This window comes from Aeribacillus sp. FSL K6-2848 (genome assembly GCF_038004325.1).
In the GTDB taxonomy this organism is placed as follows: domain Bacteria; phylum Bacillota; class Bacilli; order Bacillales; family Aeribacillaceae; genus Aeribacillus; species Aeribacillus composti.
On the sequence record NZ_JBBOQQ010000001.1, the window covers coordinates 2107179 to 2124695 of the forward strand.

Consider the following 17517-nt stretch of genomic DNA (forward strand, 5'->3'; position numbering starts at 1 on the left):
GAGGAGTTTTATGCTGTTTCCTTAAAAGTTTTTTCTGGAGATGCTTCAAATGATTATAACGGCTTATTCCTCCTCATTTTTTTCTACAGCATGTCCACCAAATTCGTTGCGTAAAGCGGCTACCACTTTGCCTGTAAATGTATCGGTTTCTAATGAACGATACCGCATCAATAAAGACATAGCGATGACAGGAGTAGCGGTTTGTAGATCTAAAGCCGTTTCGACTGTCCATTTTCCTTCACCGGAAGAATGCATAATCCCTTTGATTTCCTCTAATTTTGCATCCTTAGAAAAGGCGCGTTCTGTTAATTCCATGAGCCATGAACGAATAACAGAACCGTGATTCCACACTCTTGCCACTTTTTCGTAGTCATAATCGAATTCACTTTTCTCCAATATTTCGAATCCTTCACCAATGGCCGCCATCATCCCGTATTCAATCCCATTGTGGACCATTTTTAAGAAGTGGCCGCTACCTGCTTTTCCTGTATATAAATACCCATTTTCCACAGCGGTATCTCGGAAAAGAGGCTCGACAACGTTCCAAGCTTCAGAATCCCCTCCAACCATGTAACACGCTCCGTTACGAGCACCTTCCACTCCACCAGAGGTTCCGGCATCCATAAAGTGAATTCCAATCTCCTTTAGTTCGTTATAACGACGAATCGATTCCTTATAGTGAGAATTGCCGCCATCAATGACAATGTCTCCTTTGCTTAAAAATGGTGTAATTTCGCCAATTACCGAATCAACCACTGTGTGTGGAACCATGATCCAAATAATTCTTGGTTTTTCTAATGATAGAGCGAGCTCCTCTAAATTAGATACGCCTTTGGCTCCATATTTTTTTATTTCTTCAACCGCATTTGCATTTACATCGAACGCTACTACTTCGTGCTTATGGTCGATGAGATTTTTACCTAAGTTGAATCCCATTTTTCCTAAACCGATTAACCCGATTTTCATGTTAATGACCTCCTAAAAACGTCTTTAATCTTATAAGGTAAGGAAAATTTGTTGTTAAATGTGGCTTCTATTTCTTATATTGACAACCTATAGTCATGCTTAACTACCACCAATGAAATCCGGCCTCCTCCAATAATTGATGAGAAGCTTCTGGTCCCATCGAACCTGCAAGATATGAGTGAAGAGGAAGGAGATTCTCCTCAAATGCATCCAAAATGGGTTGAACCCACTTCCAAGATAGTTCAACTTCGTTCCAATGAGCAAAGAAAGTCGAATCACCGCATAAAGAGTCGAAAATCAAGAGCTCATAGGCTTCGGGTACATCTTTCTGATTAGTCGTAAAGTGCATATGGACGGGTTCAATCCTTCCATCGTTTAATACATTTTTATTATTTAATTGCAATGAAACTCCTTCGTTCGGATTGATTTGAATCACTAAAAGATTAGGAGCTGTTTTCTCATTTTTCGGTAAATACCATTCCTTTAATGGATTTTTGAATTCAATCACAATACGTGTGGACTTTTCCTTCATTCTTTTACCTGTGCGGATATAGAATGGTACCCCTCTCCAAACCTCATCATCAATCCACAAACGAGCCGCAACAAACGTATCCGTTGTTGAAGAAGCAGTTATTCCGGGTTCTTCTTTATATCCGACAACTGGTTTTCCATCGATTTCTCCAGGACCATATTGACCGCGAACAACGTGTAAACTTACTTCTTCTTTCTGTATTGGCCGAAGAGATTCCATGATTTTTCTTTTCTCATTCCGGATGTCTTTTGCGCTGATCCGTTTTGGAAGGTGCATAGCGGTCATCATCAACAATTGTAACATATGATTTTGAACCATATCGCGAATGGCCCCTGCCTGGTCATAATAACCTGCTCTTTCTTCAACTCCAACCGTTTCGCTAGCTGTAATTTGTACATTGGCTATATACTGATTGTTCCAGATTGCTTGAAATACAGAGTTGGCAAATTTTATAGCTTCCAAGTTCTGGACCATCGGCTTCCCAAGGTAATGATCTACTCGATAAATTTCGTCTTCTTCAAAAGCTTGACTTAACTTTTTATTTAAATCTTGCGCTGATTTTACATCGTGACCAAACGGTTTTTCGATAATCAGGCGTTTCCAACCTTTGGCGGATCCTAGTCCACTTTCCTTGATGTTTGCTGCAATCACCTCAAAAAATTCCGGCGCAACAGATAAATAAAACATGCGGTTTTCAGGAATATTCAATTCTTTTTCACGTCGTTGAACCATTTCAAGCAACTTTTTATACCCTTGGGCATTCGTTACATCTAAAGAAGTATAACGAAACGCATGGAGAAACTCTTCCATTTTGGAACGGTCATTTGTCAAACGTCTAGAAAATGTTCTTAATGAATTTTCCACATATGCTTGAAATTCAACATCGGATAATTCTCTTTTGCTCACCCCAATAACGGAAAACGACTGAGGCATTTTTTGGTCGAGAAATAAATTATATAATGCAGGGAAAATTTTTCGTTTAGCTAAATCACCTGTTGCCCCAAACAAGACAAAGGTCATCGAATCCAATGTTATCCCCCCTGTCTTTTTGAAACATTTTTCAAAAAGAATAAAGCTGATAGAGCAGATGTAACAAGGTTTACTACATTGCAAGAATTGGTATTTTTGTGAACAGGAAGAAGGTCTTGTTCTTGTATTTTTTCGTTCATGAAAGTTCAACAAAGACGAGGGCAGCTTTTGTTCCTTCCAGCGTTTTTAAAACATCGAGAGCATTCTCTCCGAAATAAATATCGCGCGGAATAGTAAAACGATTCATGCTGCTCCCTCCAGTGCTCGTAATTGGTTTACAGATGCTAGTATAATGCGTATAAAATTTATTGAGAAGTACGCACTTTATACATTTATTTGACAGTATGTGTTTTATTATTATAAAGTGAAAATGAGTATACCATGGGCTGTAATAAACATGGGAGGTGAAACGATGGGACACGTTTGCGGCAAGACGTATAACTGTGAAAAAGAATTAACACTCTCTGTTATAGGCGGTAAATGGAAAATGCTTATTTTATGGCATCTAGGAAAAGGGGGAAAGAAGCGGTTTAGTGAACTAAAAGCTCTCATGCCGGGGATCACCCAAAGAATGCTTGTTAACCAGTTGCGAGAGCTGGAGGAAGATCAAATTGTTCATCGCGAAGTCTATCCTGTTGTTCCACCAAAAGTAGAATATTCACTGACCGAGCATGGAAAAAGTCTGATGCCAATTCTTGATGCTATGTATGAATGGGGCAGAAACTATATGGAGACTGTTGTCAAAGGTCAAGTAAAAATCAATGAGGCCGCCAAGTAGAAAAAACTTTCCTCCTTTAAAGCTTCGAAAACTCCCTGCTCGTACTCCTTAATATACTTTTATAGGCAGGCAATTTTCATAGAAAATGCACACTTATCGATATAGAGATGAAGAAAGCAATAAGTTTATATTAGACGTTAAAAAACCAGCGGACAACCATCTTTATGAAAGATCCACTGTCCGTTGGTTTTTTTGTATGTATGTGGTTGCAGATCACAAAGCATCGCCTCTATCATCAGATCCCTCATCGTTTCTACAGACTTCTTTTTTATTCTCCTTTTTTTCGTTTATCCTCTTTTAGTATACTTTTCCACACTATGTAACACAAAAGTGTGTACTTGTTAAATTGAATGATGTGTCTAATAATATCAGTATCGCCACTGACTGGGGCGAAACGTTACTAGATGGATAACAAGAGAGGGGGAGACTATGAAACTGAGAGTTTCAGCAGTTCAATATCATCTTCATACCATCCAATCGTTTGAGGAATTTGCCAAACAAGTAGAACATTATATTAAAACAGCCGAAGAGTTTGGGGCGGATTTTGTCTTGTTTCCGGAATTTTTCACCACCCAGCTAATGTCTATTGGCAACCAGCAAGGGCAACCTTTGACCATTCAAGATCTTCCTGATTTTACAGAACAATATCGGTCTTTATTTATTAATTTGGCTAAGCAAACAAAGATGCATATTATTGGAGGAACCCATGTCATCCGTAAAGGCGGACGATTATACAACGTTGCTTATTTATTCTATCCAGACGGAAGAGTTGCCGAACAGCCAAAGCTTCATATCACTCCGACGGAAGTAAAGGAATGGAATATGTCTCCTGGAGAAAGCTTGCAGGTGTTCGAAACAGACAAGGGAACCATTGCGATGTTGACTTGCTATGACATCGAATTTCCAGAAATCGTTCGAATGGCAAAGGCGAAAGGGGCTGATGTCATTTTCTGCCCTTCATGCACCGATGATCGTCACGGATTTTATCGTGTTCGTTACACCAGCCATGCGAGAGCAATCGAAAATCAAGTTTATGTCGTCACCACTGGTACGGTAGGTTCCCTTCCTACGGTTGATTTCATGAGGGCAAATTTTGGGCAAGCGGCGGTGATTACACCGAACGATATCCCATTTCCTCCGCGCGGCATCTTGGTAGAAGGAGAAATCAATCATGATATGATTGTAACCGCTGATCTCGATTTAGAGCTGTTATATCAGGTTCGCGAAAGCGGTTCTGTCACCACGTGGCGTGATCGACGCACGGATCTTTATCCGGATTGGAAATAAAATGTGACTAGCTGCTCTATAAGGATCATCGCTATTTGTTGCCGAACAGCTTGAACAAGAAGGTTTTTCACATGTTTATTCCATTGAAGGCGGTATGAAAGCGTGGAGCGAGCATTTACAACCGGTCAAAATCGCTGAGCTGAAAAACGGCGGTGCGATTTATCAATTTGTCCGTCTCGGGAAAGGCTGCCTGTCCTATTTGATCGAATCAAACGGAGAAGGTGCGCTTATTGATACAAATCGCATGACGGATGTATACGTTGAGTTTGCGAAGGAACGCGAGATTTCTATTAAATATGTCATTGATACCCATTTGCACGCAGACCATATTTCCGGCGGCCGCAAGTTAGCTGAACAATTGGGAGCGACGTACTATTTGCCTCCAAAAGATGCGACAGAAGTGACCTTTTCCTATGCATCGATTCAAGATGAGGACCGCATTCAGGTCGGTCATGCAGTGATCGAAGCTGTTTACTCACCGGGACATACAATTGGCAGCACTTCGTTTATTATAGATGACCAATATTTACTAACGGGAGATGTTTTATTTATCGATTCGATCGGTCGTCCGGATTTGGCTGGAAAAGCGCAGGATTGGGTGGGGATTTGCGCAAGACATTATATGAGCGCTATAAACAATTAGCAGATGACCTGTTGGTTTTGCCTGCACATTTTATGGTACCGGGTGAAATGAATGACGATGGTAGTGTTGGTACTACATTAGGTATGTTGTACGCAAAAAATCATGGTCTCAATATCGCGAGCGAAGAAGAGTTTCGAAAAACGGTGACGGAAAACTTGCCTCCGCAACCGAATGCTTATCAGGAAATTCGGCAAACAAATATGGGAAAGCTTCATCCAGATGAAGAGCAGCAACGCGAGATGGAAATCGGTCCAAACCGTTGGGCAGTCCGGTAATGATTAAAAAAAGGAGACTTGAGTCATTCATGCCGAGTCTCCTTTTTCTCCCTCCGCAAATATTTTTTAAATTAAGTAAAGGGAAAGCTATATTGATAACTAACAAATAAAGAAAATGCCTCTGTTCCAAAAATTTGTTTAGAAAAATAAATCGGTTGATTATATACTTATACATGTATATAATTGTTCATAAATAAAAACAATGAATGAGGTGGAAAGAAGAATTGGAAGGAATACTGCTTTTGGCTTTATTTATTTTGTTATCAATATCTGTCTATCGGCGGTATTATCCAGTAAGAGGAGTTCCGTGTGTTGACTACCGCGATGAAAGTATAAATTCTTTAACGATTCTAGATCTTCGTGATTACAACGAAAAAACAAATCATTATCCCATTGCGAATTCCTTTCACATACCGTTTGCTTATTTAAAACGGCATGTTTATGAAATTCCTGATAAACCAATCCATGTGATTGCAAGTGATGAAGTAGGAAAAAATTTAGGCATTCGCTTTTTGCGCAGCCGCGGTTTTAAAGTGAAGAGCTATTCAATGGCCGATTGTCCTTGCAAAGAAAGGAGAAATGCCAAATGGAATACAGCAAAGAAATCAAAAACCGCCTAAAACGAATTGAAGGACAAGTAAAAGGGATTATTGGTATGATGGAACAAGAAAAGGACTGCAAAAGCGTGATTTCTCAACTTTCTGCTGCACGAAACGCTATTGATCGCACTATTGCTGTTATTGTAAGTTCCAATTTAGAGCAATGTATCCGTGAAAGCTTAGAAAATGGAGAAAAAACGGAACACCTTGTAAAAGAAGCTGTAGAGCTGTTGGTAAAAAGTCGTTAAAAGTTTGGGGCTGTCCAGAAAGTCAAATCCCCATTGAAAACAAAAAATCATAAACACCGATATATCAACGTTTCTAAAACATTAATGGGGACGTCAATAAGCCGTAAAAACGACTTATTAGACACCCCCAGATTTTTTTATCCCTATTAATATACATATAGGGGTAATGGTAATATTAAAGGAGGTCATTGACAATGAATGCAGATAAAGTATTAGATGCAAAGGGTTTTGCATGCCCAATGCCAGTCGTAAGAGCAAAAAAAGCAATTGATGAGTTAGAAGCTGGTCAAGTTTTAGAGGTGCATACAACGGATAAAGGTTCCAAAAACGATTTGACCGCTTGGGCAAAGGCAAGTGGACATACGGTTGTTAATATGAAAGAAGAAAATGGCGTTTTTACGTTTTGGATCAAAAAGGGATAATTTTTGCTATCTTTATACCCCTATGAGTATTTTGGGAAGAAGGTGGAAACAAAGTGTCGGAGCAAAAGAAAAAAACAACGATCATCTTGTTTAGCGGTGACTATGATAAGGCGATGGCAGCGTATATTATCGCGAACGGCGCTGCTGCCTATGACCATGAGGTTACAATTTTTCATACGTTCTGGGGGCTTAACGCATTGCGTAAAGATTCGACAGTTCCGGTGAAAAAAGGATTATTAGAAAAAATGTTTGCGAAAATGATGCCGCGTGGTGCTGACCGCATGGGACTGTCGCGGATGAACTTTGGCGGAATAGGAGCGAAGTTAATTAAGCGGGTGATAAAAAAACATAATGCTGTGCCGCTGCCGCAATTAATCGATATGGCAAAGGAACAAGGAATAAAGCTGGTTGCTTGCCAAATGACAGTCGATCTTTTAGGACTCCAACAGGATGAATTAATAGACGGCATCGAATTTGCAGGGGTTGCTGCGTATTTAGCAGATGCTTCTGAAGGAAATGTCAATTTGTTTATTTAAGGTGGGGCCTATGGTTCAAACCATTATTAATATTGGTCTAGTTCTATTGGTGATATGGTTCGTTGTCAATCGGTTTCTGCCCATAAAAGGAGTGCGAATCATATCTGTAGTGCAATTAAAGAAGGAATTACGAAAAAAGATGTTCATTACATTGACGTACGCACACCTATTGAGTTTCATACGAATCATATTCCTGGTTTTAAAAATATTCCGCTTCACGAGCTTCCAAAACGAGTTCATGAACTATCAAAAGATAAAGAAGTTATTGTGATTTGTCAAAGTGGAATGAGAAGCGCCAAAGCAAGCAAATTATTAAAGAAATTAGGATTTCAGCGTGTAACCAATGTAAAAGGCGGCATGAACTCTTGGTCATAAAGGTTGCTATGAAACAACTATTCTGCTAAAGAAATTTGAGGCGTTGTTCCATAAAAGGAAAACATTCAATGTTATTGATGTTCATGAACTAGAAGAAGTCGATTTAGGAAAATTTCTAGTTCCATAAATATTACGCCCTGACTGTTCAAGTTTCGGAGAATGAACTAGATACAGAAAAAGAAAATACTCTCGCCTGCTGTTTGAAGGAAAAAGCAGACGAGCCGAAAACTATCGGAAAGTTGCGGAAATTGATGCATAAATAAGAAGATCCTGTAGAATAGTTCCCATTTAAGGAGGAGAAAGTCATGATTCAAGTAGATATGACAATAGACGCTAAAGGGTTGTCTTGTCCGCTGCCGATTGTCAAAGCGAAAAAAGCGATTCATAAGTTGCAGCCTGGACAAGTACTGGAGGTACAAGCAACAGACAAAGGATCGAAAGCGGATATGAAAGCATGGGCAGAAAGCACTGGACATCACTATCTCGGTACAATTGAAGAAGAGGGGATATTAAAGCACTATATTCGTAGAGCAAGTGAGAGCGAGGCAAAGAATGAAGCGAAATTCCCCCATGTTATTCGCAATGAAGAATTAGCAGACAAAATAAATGATCCGTCAATTATCATTTTAGATGTCCGTGAACCGGCAGAGTTTGCATTTGGGCATATTCCTGGTGCCTTGTCAATTCCTCTTGGAGAATTGGAGGAACGGATCAAGGAACTCCCGCAAGATAAGACCATTTATGTCGTCTGCCGCACGGGAACGCGCAGTAGTTTGGCAGCCCAGAAATTAGCAGAAAAAGGGTTTTCAAACGTATGGAATATTGTCCCCGGTATGTCAGAATGGAATGGATCGCTTGAACAATGATTGAACAGTTGGTTATCAATATACAAATATATGATAAAGGTACAAAAAATCTTTAAACAACAAAAAAACATTTTTATAGTATACATGCGAACTATTTTGCAATTGGAAAATGAAAGGCGAAATTTCTCAATATTGAATTGTCCCTTATTGTGAATTAATCGATGGTTCATTGCATTGGGACGAAAATTCATTTATCGCCTTGGGCATCAAGCAATAGGCATACGATGATGAAAAAAAGAACATGATCGATCATTTTCGAATTAAAAAGGATAATTCACTTACTAGCGGGGTGCATATACGCACCCCGATTTTAACAACAACATCAAAGGAGTAGTATATCAATGGAAATAACGTTCAATTTTATTATCGTAATGTTTCTTATTGGCTTTATCGGTTCCTTCCTTTCCGGTATGGTTGGGATTGGCGGTTCCATTATTAAATATCCGATGCTTCTTTACCTGCCCCCGCTTTTTGGCCTTGCTGCGTTCAGCGCCCATGAAGTATCGGGAATTAGTGCCGTCCAAGTATTTTTTAAGACGATTGGCGGTGTTTTAGTCTATCGGAAAGGTGGATACTTAAATAAGTCGTTAATTTTTATATGGGGTGCAGTATTTTAATTGGAAGTTTCATTGGCGGATACGTTTCTAGGATGATGAGTGAAGGAAGCATTAATCTTGTATACGGCATTTTAGCAGCATTTGCTGTTTTGATGATGTTCGTACCAAATAAAGGGATTGATGATATTCCATTGGACATGGTGAACTTCAATAAATGGCTGGCAGCTTCGCTTTCATTTTTGATCGGAATTGGATCAGGAATCGTCGGAGCGGCGGGAGCTTTTCTATTAGTACCGATTATGCTTTCTGTTCTAAAAATTCCAACGAAAATGACGATTGCCTCCTCATTAGCGATCACGTTTATTTCCTCAATCGGATCGACATTTGCAAAAATCACAACGGGCCAAGTTGAATTCATTCCTGCAATAATTATGGTCATTGCAAGTTTGATTGCATCTCCTTTAGGTGCAAAAGCAGGACAAAAAATGAGCACAAAAGTACTCCGCGTAATTTTAGCTGTCTTAATTTTAGCGACGGCAGCGAAAATTTGGATCGATATTTTTTAAGCCGTCAGTGAAAAAACTTTCATGTGTGATTCGAAAAAACGAATCAAGATGTATAATAATTATGGCGTATCATTTATTGGTTTTAAAGTTAGGAAAACAAAGAGAGAATATTTGGAGCTCTTACTTGGATGATAAGGATGCTATAGTGATCAAGTGTATGATGAAAACAAACATGAACTATATGCAATGATTCGCCTGATCATGCAATGGTGTTCAGCGCGCTTTCACCACAATCTAAAAACCATTTCGCTCTGCAAGTGTGTCTGAAAAGGATTTTGCCCGCATTCAATATAGATGTCTTTCGCTTATAGAAGGAACAATGAATTTGTTTTTACGATCATCCGGATCAAAGATTCAACAGTTCATCTTTGATTGGCTGCTCTGAAAACATGTTTATAAGGTTGTGTTTGAACATGAAGCGCTGAGGAGGCTGATTAACTGTTCAAGAATCAAGTTGATTATAATTGTATGTAATTTTATTATCAGGGCTTTACAGAAAATAAAGCAGTTTATTGCTAAAAGACTTGGATTTTGCTTTTATGGTTGGGTTTCGTGTATTATTGAATTAATAATAAAATTATTACGTTTTAGGGGCTAATGATCACTGCCACGCTGTCAACAATCAGAGCTAGTCGTCAAGGTATTGTAGATTTGTTGGTTATATGCTAATCTATCCATGCAAGAGCGATCAACCTCCGTTTTAGGATTGTCGTTGTTCGTGTTTTTATTGTCTGTTAATGCAAATTTTATTCCGCTGTTGTTTTGAAATATAAGTATTGTCAATTGGAGGTAGCAATGGAACTTTTAGAAGTGTTTAAAGCCTTGTCAAATGAAACGAGGCTGCAAATCGTACAATGGCTCAAGAATCCGGAAGCTCACTTTCCCAAACCGCAGCACGGTGATATACACGAAGATGGAGTATGTGTGAGCGATATCCATAAAAAAGTTGGACTGTCACAATCTACTGTATCCCATTATTTATCGATGCTGCAAAATGCCGGATTAATAAAGGCAAAACGTGTTGGGCAATGGACTTATTATAAAAGGGATGAAGAGAACATCAAAAAATTGAATGAATTATTATCAAGGGATTTATAGGCCTAATTTTTTAATTGTTGCTTTTGGCTTGAATCCCTTTTTATTTTGTTTTATTATATTTATAGATTCAGATATCGAGAATTATCGATTTATAATTATTTATATCGATGATTCTAGATATTTAAATAAATAAAAAATATACTTCAACAAATTTTCGGGTTTTATGAAACCGCTTTTTTGTAATCGTTATCAATTTTTGGGCGGTTGAAATGCTTCTTCTTTGTCAAAAAGCGAAAGTATTGGAAGAAGGAGTTTTGCATATTGGTGACGACATCAGATTAGATCGTCGTTCGATAAAGTGGTCATGACAAGAATCAGTGATGTCAAACTGCTAGCATTTGAGGAGGTGAGGGCAGAAACACAAAAAATGATGCTTGTTCAAGCGAACAAAATTGAAATAGTGTCATTTGAGATCATGACAATATGAATCTGCTAGTTAAATGAAAACTATGAAAGGGAGCGAAGCAAAGATGTTGCGAGATATTGATTTACAATCTATCCAAGAAATAAGAAATTACCTTGAGGAAGCGAAAACAGCTCAAAAAATAATGGCAAAGATGACTCAGAGCGAGATTGATCATATTGTTGAAAGCATGGTTAAAGCGGCAAGGGAAGAAGCTGAGCGATTGGCTGCTATGGCAGTAGAAGAGACTGGCTTCGGGAATGTTCCTGATAAAACAGTAAAAAATCTGTTCGCAGCGAATGATGTTTACAATTCTATCAAGGATGTGAAAACAGTCGGGATTATTCGTCGCGATGAAGAAAACCGCGTATGGGAAGTTGCTCAACCTGTAGGGATCGTTGCAGGAATTGTTCCATCTACAAATCCTACCTCAACAGTCATTTTTAAATCATTGATCGCAGTTAAAGCAGGAAATGCGATTATTTTCAGCCCTCACCCAGCTGCTGCAAAATGTACAACGGAAGCGGCAAGAATTATGCAAGAAGCAGCAGAGCGTGCCGGAGCACCAAAAGGTTTGATTTTGTGCATTACCCAACCAACATTGGCAGCAACAAACGAGCTGATGAAGCATAAATTAACTGATGTCATCCTTGCCACAGGCGGTCCTGGATTGGTAAGAGCTGCTTACAGCTCCGGAAAACCAGCATACGGAGTAGGTCCTGGAAACGTACCTGTATACATTCATGAAAGTGCCAATATCGAAAAAGCTGTTGAACTTATTATTGAAAGCAAAACTTTTGACTACGGAACAATTTGTGCTTCTGAACAAGCTCTTTTAGTGGATGAGTCGATTAAAGAGAAAGTTGTTGCAGAGATGACAAAACAAGGCGCTTATTTCTTGAATGAAGAAGAAAAACGAAAAGTAGAATCCATCATTCTCGTAAACGGTGGACTGAATGCAAAAATTGTAGGAAAGTCACCTCAAGTGATTGGTGAAATGGCAGGTATTGAAGTTCCGTCCGAGGCGAAAGTGATCGTTGCAGAAGAAACAGGAGTTGGGAAAGAATATCCATTCTCAATTGAAAAACTATCTCCAACGCTAGCATTTTATACAGTGAAAGATATGCAAGCAGCAAGCGAGCTTGCCCAAAAACTTCTTGATGCAGGCGGACTTGGTCACACAGTCGGAATTCACGCTGAGGATGAAAAAGTAATCGAAGCTTACACAATCGATAAACCAGCAGGACGTATCATTGTAAATGCCGGTACAACATTTGGCGCTATTGGCGCTACAGTGAACGTAAAACCGTCCTTGACTCTTGGCTGCGGTGCTATTGGCAACAACGTTACATCTGACAATGTTACGGTCAATCACTTGTTTAACATTAAACGTGTTGCATTTGGAGTCCGCCAAATGCCAAAAAAAGAGGAAAGTGCACAAAATGAACCTGCATTAACGAAATAACTTGACTGTCCATAAAAACTCTTTTGATAGATTAAAAGACTGTATCAAACATCTGCCATGTTCTTTGATACAGCTAAAAAAATAAATTCGACACTCCGGAAGTGATAATGCGTTTACCCCCCTAAAAAAATTTCGTTGTAAGGACGATATTCAGTACAAAAATCCATGCAGGAGCATCTTTTCCTGCATGGATTTATTATTGCACACATCAACTAGTAAGCTCGTGCAGTTCACTGGATCTATTTTAAAAAGTTTTTTGTTAATTTGGAAATCGTAAAGTGGTAGCGGGAAAACTCCCAAAACAACACTAGATTATTGGTTGCGCTGCAAAAATAAAAAGCCAGTCATTGCAATTAAAAGCATTTTATGATGTTTCGACAAGTTGTCAGAGAGCTCAACGATATCATTGTACACATCACGAAAAATATTTGTATATTCATGAGGGAAATATCCATTGTAGAAACGGGCCAACTGCCGACCTTCGGAATCTGTTAATGTAAAATCACCAGAAAAGGCCTTAACCTTAACAGGGAGAATCAGCTTATCATCAGCATCTCTCAGCTCACCTTTTATGTTGACTAGACTTTTCCAATCCTCTTGTACATATTCTCCCAGTTTTCGGCCATGTACATCCTTCACAGTTACAATCGACTTTTTCATTCCTTTTCTCTTAAAGGTAAACAGCACATTTCCTTTATTCGAAAAAACACCATATGTAATCGGAAGCGTCATGATCAATGAATCACGAAGCAGCAGGCTCATTGGGTAAAAAATAGAAGGAATACGGATTGGCTTAATCGTTCCAACAAAATGGCCGCTTTTTTCAAACAGTAGGAGACGAGGAAAAAAGCCAATATCTTTTTTTAAAACTAGATGATCCAACTCAAGGAGGGAAGCTTTTGACTCATGAATTTGAATATCTTTCACCTTGTTATATTTAATCTGGTTTGAAACTCCGGTAAAAAACAAAAAAAGACCTACAATACCTATTGAAGAAAGATTTAACCAATTTTGTAAAGAATCTGGTCGATCGATGAAAAAAACAGAAATACCAATGAGCATAACTATAGAAGATAGAGCAAATGCTGCTTTCATTCTCCGTTTATACATAGTAGCAATCATCAAATCAACTCCAGTGAAACATAGGGAAGTCTTTCTACCTCATCAACTATCAGTTTAGATTAGTAGTTTATTGTATTCAATATTTTTTACATCCTTTTAGTAAAAAAATGGAGAAGACATCAAGATAGGCGGCTTTGAATTGCTCGTGCTCACCAGCCTTAGCAATCCTAAGTTATTCATTAGCACAATATGCCAAATAGAGAACTGTATGATTGGGCACGTTTTTTATTTATTTTCAAAGGTCAGAATAAAAGTTTAAATACAGGTTCTTTGAATAAAATGGAATAAATTTTTGCTTTTTGTATGGTATTTCCAGGAAATAGCACAGGGTTAAAAAAAGAAGTGAGGTTATCACTTTTTGAGGTGGTTGTAGGTTACATAATTTTTTTTCGTAACGTACGGATGGAAACGTCATGTTCGCCAATAATTTCGTAAACAGATTTGAAGCTTTCTTGGAGGTTTTTCATTTCTTCGTTTGTTTCCATTACAGCTTGTTTAATTGATTTTTGTTCCTGTTCAATCCGATTCAATCGCTCTTCAACATAATTTAAGCGTGTTTCTACTTGATCTAATCGCTCTCCTACTCGATCCAACCGATTTTCGACCCAATTCAATCGCTCTTTAACATGATTTAAGCGTGTTTCTACTTGATCTAAACGCTCTTCTACTCGATCCAATCGATTTTCGACCCGATTTAATCGTTCATCTACCTGGTCCAATCGCGTCCCGATATAATCCAGTCGCTCATGCACATTTTTAAGATCATTGTCAATAGACATCACTTTTTCTAAAATTAAGTCGAGTTTTTGTTCCATTTTTTGACTCCTTTTAAAAATCTCCTTTTCTCAATTTTATTCGAATGAAATGGTTCTGACAAGTACGGATTGGGTGCCGAGTCAGTCAAGACTTTGTGGGAATTTTTTTGGTTCGCTGAAAATAGATGTAAGTCATAGGTTAGCGAACCATTTTTTTGAATTTCATCCGTAAGCGCTTTCGGACTCTCATCCCTTGCCATGACAGACGAATATGTATACCTTTTTTTACCATCCCTTGAGTTCAGACAGGGCATGATAGATCGGAGTCCCGGACGATTGCTGTAAATATGGCTTGTTTCCGCGTTACCTCTGGAAGAAGACGGCGGATGCGTTGTTTCGCCTTGTTCACGATCGTCTGTTTGGTAGATGCCGTTTCCTCCGCCGGATGCGACGATTCTTCTCCTAAACGACGTCCGAAAAGACGAATCCCATCCCATCCGGGCAATCATTGCCTTGAAAAACGCCCTGAGTCCCTTGTCTGTCCAACTGCGGCGGTATTTCACCCGATACGCCAGCTGGCTCATCACGCTTTCAGCCCTCCCCATCGGATACATGCCCGTTGTGTCCACTCCTTGCTCCTTCAGCCATTCCCGGTAATTGCGGATACATCCCGGCATCGATTCAATCCGGTGGATCAAGGCAGCCAGCTGTTGTTCTTTCGCTTCGTCCCCCAGCGTGCCGAGGGCGCTGTTCAGTTCCACAAGCAACCCCTCTTCATCCTGCTTCGCCAGCTTTTGCCGAATCGCCTGCCACCGTGGATGGCCCGAGAGGCATTGGCGCAACTCACGCGCCACGTGGAATCGATCCAATTGGAAGCAGACCCGTCCTTTGAAATACTCCCGGCACGCGGTAATCCATGGAGCGCCGTCCCCGTTGATGACAAGAAGATCCCGACACGGATCATAGGCATATTCGTTCATCAAAAATTCCTCGAAGCCTTCCCACACCTCCCTCTTGCCCTCATGGACGTAATGGCGCTGATTCACGAATTCGATCCGTGAGCCGTTGCGCTTCCACCCTTCGTGAACGGTCAGGATTTTGTCTTCCTTGGCCCGTTTTCCCTTCCCTTGGCGAGAGACAAACAGTCCATCGGCCTCCACAAACAGCACCCGTCCATATCGCTGGTCAACCGGGCAGTGCAGCGGAACTTCAGCCTCGAGCACCAACTGGCGGATCGCCTCATGGCTCATCACCGGATACCCGACCATCTGGGCAAGCGTACAAGCCGCTTTGCGATAGGAAGAGCACTCCACAGCCAATCCCACCGCTGTTTCTTCTAGACAAGGGCTGATTGACTGTGATCCATCAAACGCTAAAAAGGAGTCAAGCAAAAACGTGTAACGGTTTTGTTCTCGGTCTAAATAGTAGTTTCGCTCAAAGGTAACTTCGCCAAACAAGGTTTGAATCGTGGTGCGTCGTTTGTCTTTCAAGTGGTACCCGGCGCTTGTCCCGGGTTGATGTCCTCCAACAGAGCCGTAAACAGCTCGGTGAAGGCGTTTTGCAAGGCTCGAAACAAATCAAGTTCGATCGCTTTGAATGTCAACGAATTTGTGGTAAGATGTTGTTGAATATTCATGGGACTCTCTCCTCCTGTTTGATGGTGTGGACAATGATCATCTTACCAGGGAGAGAGTCCTTTTTTCATGTTTCCTGCTTGGGATCCTACCGCGCTTTGCTTGCTGGCCCCGATGAGGGGGATTACGAACCTACGTTCCCAACCCCCTCATCGGGGAATTCTAAGAATTTCTCCCACAAACATTTTACTCACACTTATTTTTTTCAAATCGGCATTGAACTGATAATGAATGAGAAAAGCGAGGAATAATCATATCCTTTTAGACGGCATTTTTTAAGATAAAAACATTTTGCAAAGCATTCCTACTCAGCTTAACCGCTTATCTTCAATAAAAGCTCCTTTCACCCGAGACTGGCTGCCATTTTGAGTGCGTATTTTAGTTAACCAATTGACATTAATAGTTAACAATTTTATCATTTAATTGTTAACCTTTTTATTTTAAAAGTTAACATAAAAAAGATTGGAGGTTGGAAAAATTAGAAATAGCTCTTTAATTAGTTTAATGAATTTTGACGGAAATTCATTGACATAAAATAAATGACGGATGCTGGAGGCCAACGAATGGAAGAGGAAAGGTATTATAGTGTCAGAATGAGAGCTGCCAAGAATGGACCTCATGAACATGGCGGAAAACATATATCTGGTGGAGAACTGCTTTCAACCTATAGTGATTTAAAAAATTCAGTAAATGCTTTATTAGAAAAGGGACTTCATCACTCAAGAGGTACTCCGGATTTTATGCAAATTCAATTTGAATCTATTCACGAACCGATTAAACGAATTCAACCATTACATATTGACACAAATGAGGCAGATACAGTAGAGAAAGGGCGAAAGTTGTCTAGGCTGCTTTTGGAGAAAGTCGGTATCGAAAGACGGGTTATTGAAAAAGCATTTACAGAATGGACGAAATATTCAGGAATGAGAGGCGCTATATTAATTGATGTTCATTCAGGAAAACGTATTGATGATAGGCAGGAAAAGGGAGTGCGTGTTTCAAGAATCGATTGGATGAAGACGAATTTTGAACATTGGGCAGACTATTTTCATGTGCCCAAGAGTACAAGAATCAGGGAAGCACTTGTGATTGCCACAAAGGTGTGTGCGCATCCGGCTACCATCGCTGAACTATGTTGGTCAGACGATCCTGAATATACTACTGGCTATGTTGCAAGTAAAAAGCTAGGGTATCAACGGATTACAAACCTAAAAGAATATGGAGATGAACGTGGCTGCCGCATCTTTTTTGTTGATTGCAGGAAAGATCTGAATGCCTATATTCACTATTTAGAAAAACAGCCAGTCTTTATTCATTGGGAGGTAGAGAAATGAAACAACAATTAATCGAAAAAAGTAAAA

At 39.7% G+C, this 17517-nt stretch carries 14 protein-coding genes and 4 pseudogenes; 13 read left to right on the forward strand and 5 right to left on the reverse strand.

All coding sequences use genetic code 11. From position 1 onward, the window contains the following. Nucleotides 1-63 precede the first annotated feature (63 nt). Entirely contained in the window at nucleotides 64-966 is a 903-nt protein-coding gene (gnd, locus tag NSS70_RS10185) for a phosphogluconate dehydrogenase (NAD(+)-dependent, decarboxylating) (protein ID WP_181555732.1), read from the reverse strand. A 103-nt stretch (nucleotides 967-1069) separates the two neighbouring features. Continuing rightward, complete coding sequence (zwf, locus tag NSS70_RS10190) at nucleotides 1070-2527, reverse strand: glucose-6-phosphate dehydrogenase (protein WP_339192795.1); 1458 nt, start codon at nucleotides 2525-2527, stop codon at nucleotides 1070-1072. Between the two features lie 412 nt (nucleotides 2528-2939). On the opposite strand from zwf, the gene NSS70_RS10195 reads away from it, so the two are divergent. From NSS70_RS10195 to NSS70_RS10250, 12 genes and pseudogenes are all read left to right on the forward strand, one after another. Further along, nucleotides 2940-3305, forward strand: coding sequence for a winged helix-turn-helix transcriptional regulator (locus NSS70_RS10195; protein WP_339192796.1), 366 nt, complete (start codon nucleotides 2940-2942; stop codon nucleotides 3303-3305). A 429-nt stretch (nucleotides 3306-3734) separates the two neighbouring features. After that, nucleotides 3735-4592, forward strand: a complete 858-nt coding sequence (locus NSS70_RS10200; protein WP_339211503.1) for a carbon-nitrogen hydrolase family protein — start codon at nucleotides 3735-3737, stop codon at nucleotides 4590-4592. Nucleotides 4593-4614: 22 nt separating this feature from the next. After that, nucleotides 4615-5510 (forward strand): annotated as a pseudogene (locus tag NSS70_RS10205) (MBL fold metallo-hydrolase); the annotation flags it as partial. A 224-nt stretch (nucleotides 5511-5734) separates the two neighbouring features. Continuing rightward, nucleotides 5735-6130: a sulfurtransferase gene (locus NSS70_RS10210; protein WP_240326745.1), complete on the forward strand. Its 396-nt coding sequence runs from the start codon at nucleotides 5735-5737 to the stop codon at nucleotides 6128-6130. Further along, nucleotides 6097-6357: a metal-sensitive transcriptional regulator gene (locus NSS70_RS10215; protein WP_063389517.1), complete on the forward strand. Its 261-nt coding sequence runs from the start codon at nucleotides 6097-6099 to the stop codon at nucleotides 6355-6357. The genes NSS70_RS10210 and NSS70_RS10215 overlap by 34 nt, the downstream gene beginning before the upstream one ends. 194 nt (nucleotides 6358-6551) lie before the next feature. After that, nucleotides 6552-6779: a sulfurtransferase TusA family protein gene (locus NSS70_RS10220; RefSeq protein WP_066246718.1), complete on the forward strand. Its 228-nt coding sequence runs from the start codon at nucleotides 6552-6554 to the stop codon at nucleotides 6777-6779. A 53-nt stretch (nucleotides 6780-6832) separates the two neighbouring features. Next, entirely contained in the window at nucleotides 6833-7315 is a 483-nt protein-coding gene (locus NSS70_RS10225; protein ID WP_066246720.1) for a DsrE/DsrF/DrsH-like family protein, read from the forward strand. A 10-nt stretch (nucleotides 7316-7325) separates the two neighbouring features. Further along, nucleotides 7326-7690, forward strand: a pseudogene (locus tag NSS70_RS10230) (rhodanese-like domain-containing protein). A gap of 305 nt (nucleotides 7691-7995) precedes the next feature. Then, a complete protein-coding gene (locus tag NSS70_RS10235) occupies nucleotides 7996-8556 on the forward strand; it encodes a sulfurtransferase TusA family protein (RefSeq protein WP_327873931.1) in 561 nt (186 codons plus the stop codon). 341 nt (nucleotides 8557-8897) lie between these two features. Next, nucleotides 8898-9679, forward strand: a pseudogene (locus tag NSS70_RS10240) (sulfite exporter TauE/SafE family protein). A 795-nt stretch (nucleotides 9680-10474) separates the two neighbouring features. Continuing rightward, nucleotides 10475-10777, forward strand: coding sequence for an ArsR/SmtB family transcription factor (locus NSS70_RS10245; protein WP_063389511.1), 303 nt, complete (start codon nucleotides 10475-10477; stop codon nucleotides 10775-10777). A 470-nt stretch (nucleotides 10778-11247) separates the two neighbouring features. Continuing rightward, a complete protein-coding gene (locus tag NSS70_RS10250; RefSeq protein WP_340881441.1) occupies nucleotides 11248-12645 on the forward strand; it encodes an acetaldehyde dehydrogenase (acetylating) in 1398 nt (465 codons plus the stop codon). 312 nt (nucleotides 12646-12957) lie between these two features. Here NSS70_RS10250 and NSS70_RS10255 read toward each other — a convergent pair whose 3' ends face one another. The 3 genes and pseudogenes from NSS70_RS10255 to NSS70_RS10265 all read right to left on the reverse strand — a co-directional run bounded on the left by NSS70_RS10255 (nucleotide 12958) and on the right by NSS70_RS10265 (nucleotide 16158). After that, nucleotides 12958-13767, reverse strand: coding sequence for a hypothetical protein (locus NSS70_RS10255; protein ID WP_340881442.1), 810 nt, complete (start codon nucleotides 13765-13767; stop codon nucleotides 12958-12960). A 374-nt stretch (nucleotides 13768-14141) separates the two neighbouring features. Further along, nucleotides 14142-14582: a hypothetical protein gene (locus tag NSS70_RS10260; RefSeq protein WP_340881444.1), complete on the reverse strand. Its 441-nt coding sequence runs from the start codon at nucleotides 14580-14582 to the stop codon at nucleotides 14142-14144. Nucleotides 14583-14807: 225 nt separating this feature from the next. Then, a pseudogene (locus tag NSS70_RS10265) lies at nucleotides 14808-16158 on the reverse strand (ISLre2 family transposase). A gap of 561 nt (nucleotides 16159-16719) precedes the next feature. On the opposite strand from NSS70_RS10265, the gene bioW reads away from it, so the two are divergent. Next, nucleotides 16720-17490, forward strand: a complete 771-nt coding sequence (gene bioW, locus NSS70_RS10270; protein WP_094245806.1) for a 6-carboxyhexanoate--CoA ligase — start codon at nucleotides 16720-16722, stop codon at nucleotides 17488-17490. Nucleotides 17491-17517 lie beyond the last annotated feature (27 nt).

Coding starts and splice junctions, on each gene's coding strand:
- NSS70_RS10215 (WP_063389517.1), top strand. CDS start 6,097: ATGGAATACAGCAAAGAAATCAAAAACCGCCTAAAACGAATTGAAGGA.
- gnd (WP_181555732.1), bottom strand. CDS start 966: ATGAAAATCGGGTTAATCGGTTTAGGAAAAATGGGATTCAACTTAGGT.
- bioW (WP_094245806.1), top strand. CDS start 16,720: ATGGAAGAGGAAAGGTATTATAGTGTCAGAATGAGAGCTGCCAAGAAT.
- NSS70_RS10235 (WP_327873931.1), top strand. CDS start 7,996: ATGATTCAAGTAGATATGACAATAGACGCTAAAGGGTTGTCTTGTCCG.
- NSS70_RS10200 (WP_339211503.1), top strand. CDS start 3,735: ATGAAACTGAGAGTTTCAGCAGTTCAATATCATCTTCATACCATCCAA.
- NSS70_RS10260 (WP_340881444.1), bottom strand. CDS start 14,582: ATGGAACAAAAACTCGACTTAATTTTAGAAAAAGTGATGTCTATTGAC.
- NSS70_RS10195 (WP_339192796.1), top strand. CDS start 2,940: ATGGGACACGTTTGCGGCAAGACGTATAACTGTGAAAAAGAATTAACA.
- NSS70_RS10220 (WP_066246718.1), top strand. CDS start 6,552: ATGAATGCAGATAAAGTATTAGATGCAAAGGGTTTTGCATGCCCAATG.
- NSS70_RS10245 (WP_063389511.1), top strand. CDS start 10,475: ATGGAACTTTTAGAAGTGTTTAAAGCCTTGTCAAATGAAACGAGGCTG.
- NSS70_RS10255 (WP_340881442.1), bottom strand. CDS start 13,767: ATGATTGCTACTATGTATAAACGGAGAATGAAAGCAGCATTTGCTCTA.
- NSS70_RS10250 (WP_340881441.1), top strand. CDS start 11,248: ATGTTGCGAGATATTGATTTACAATCTATCCAAGAAATAAGAAATTAC.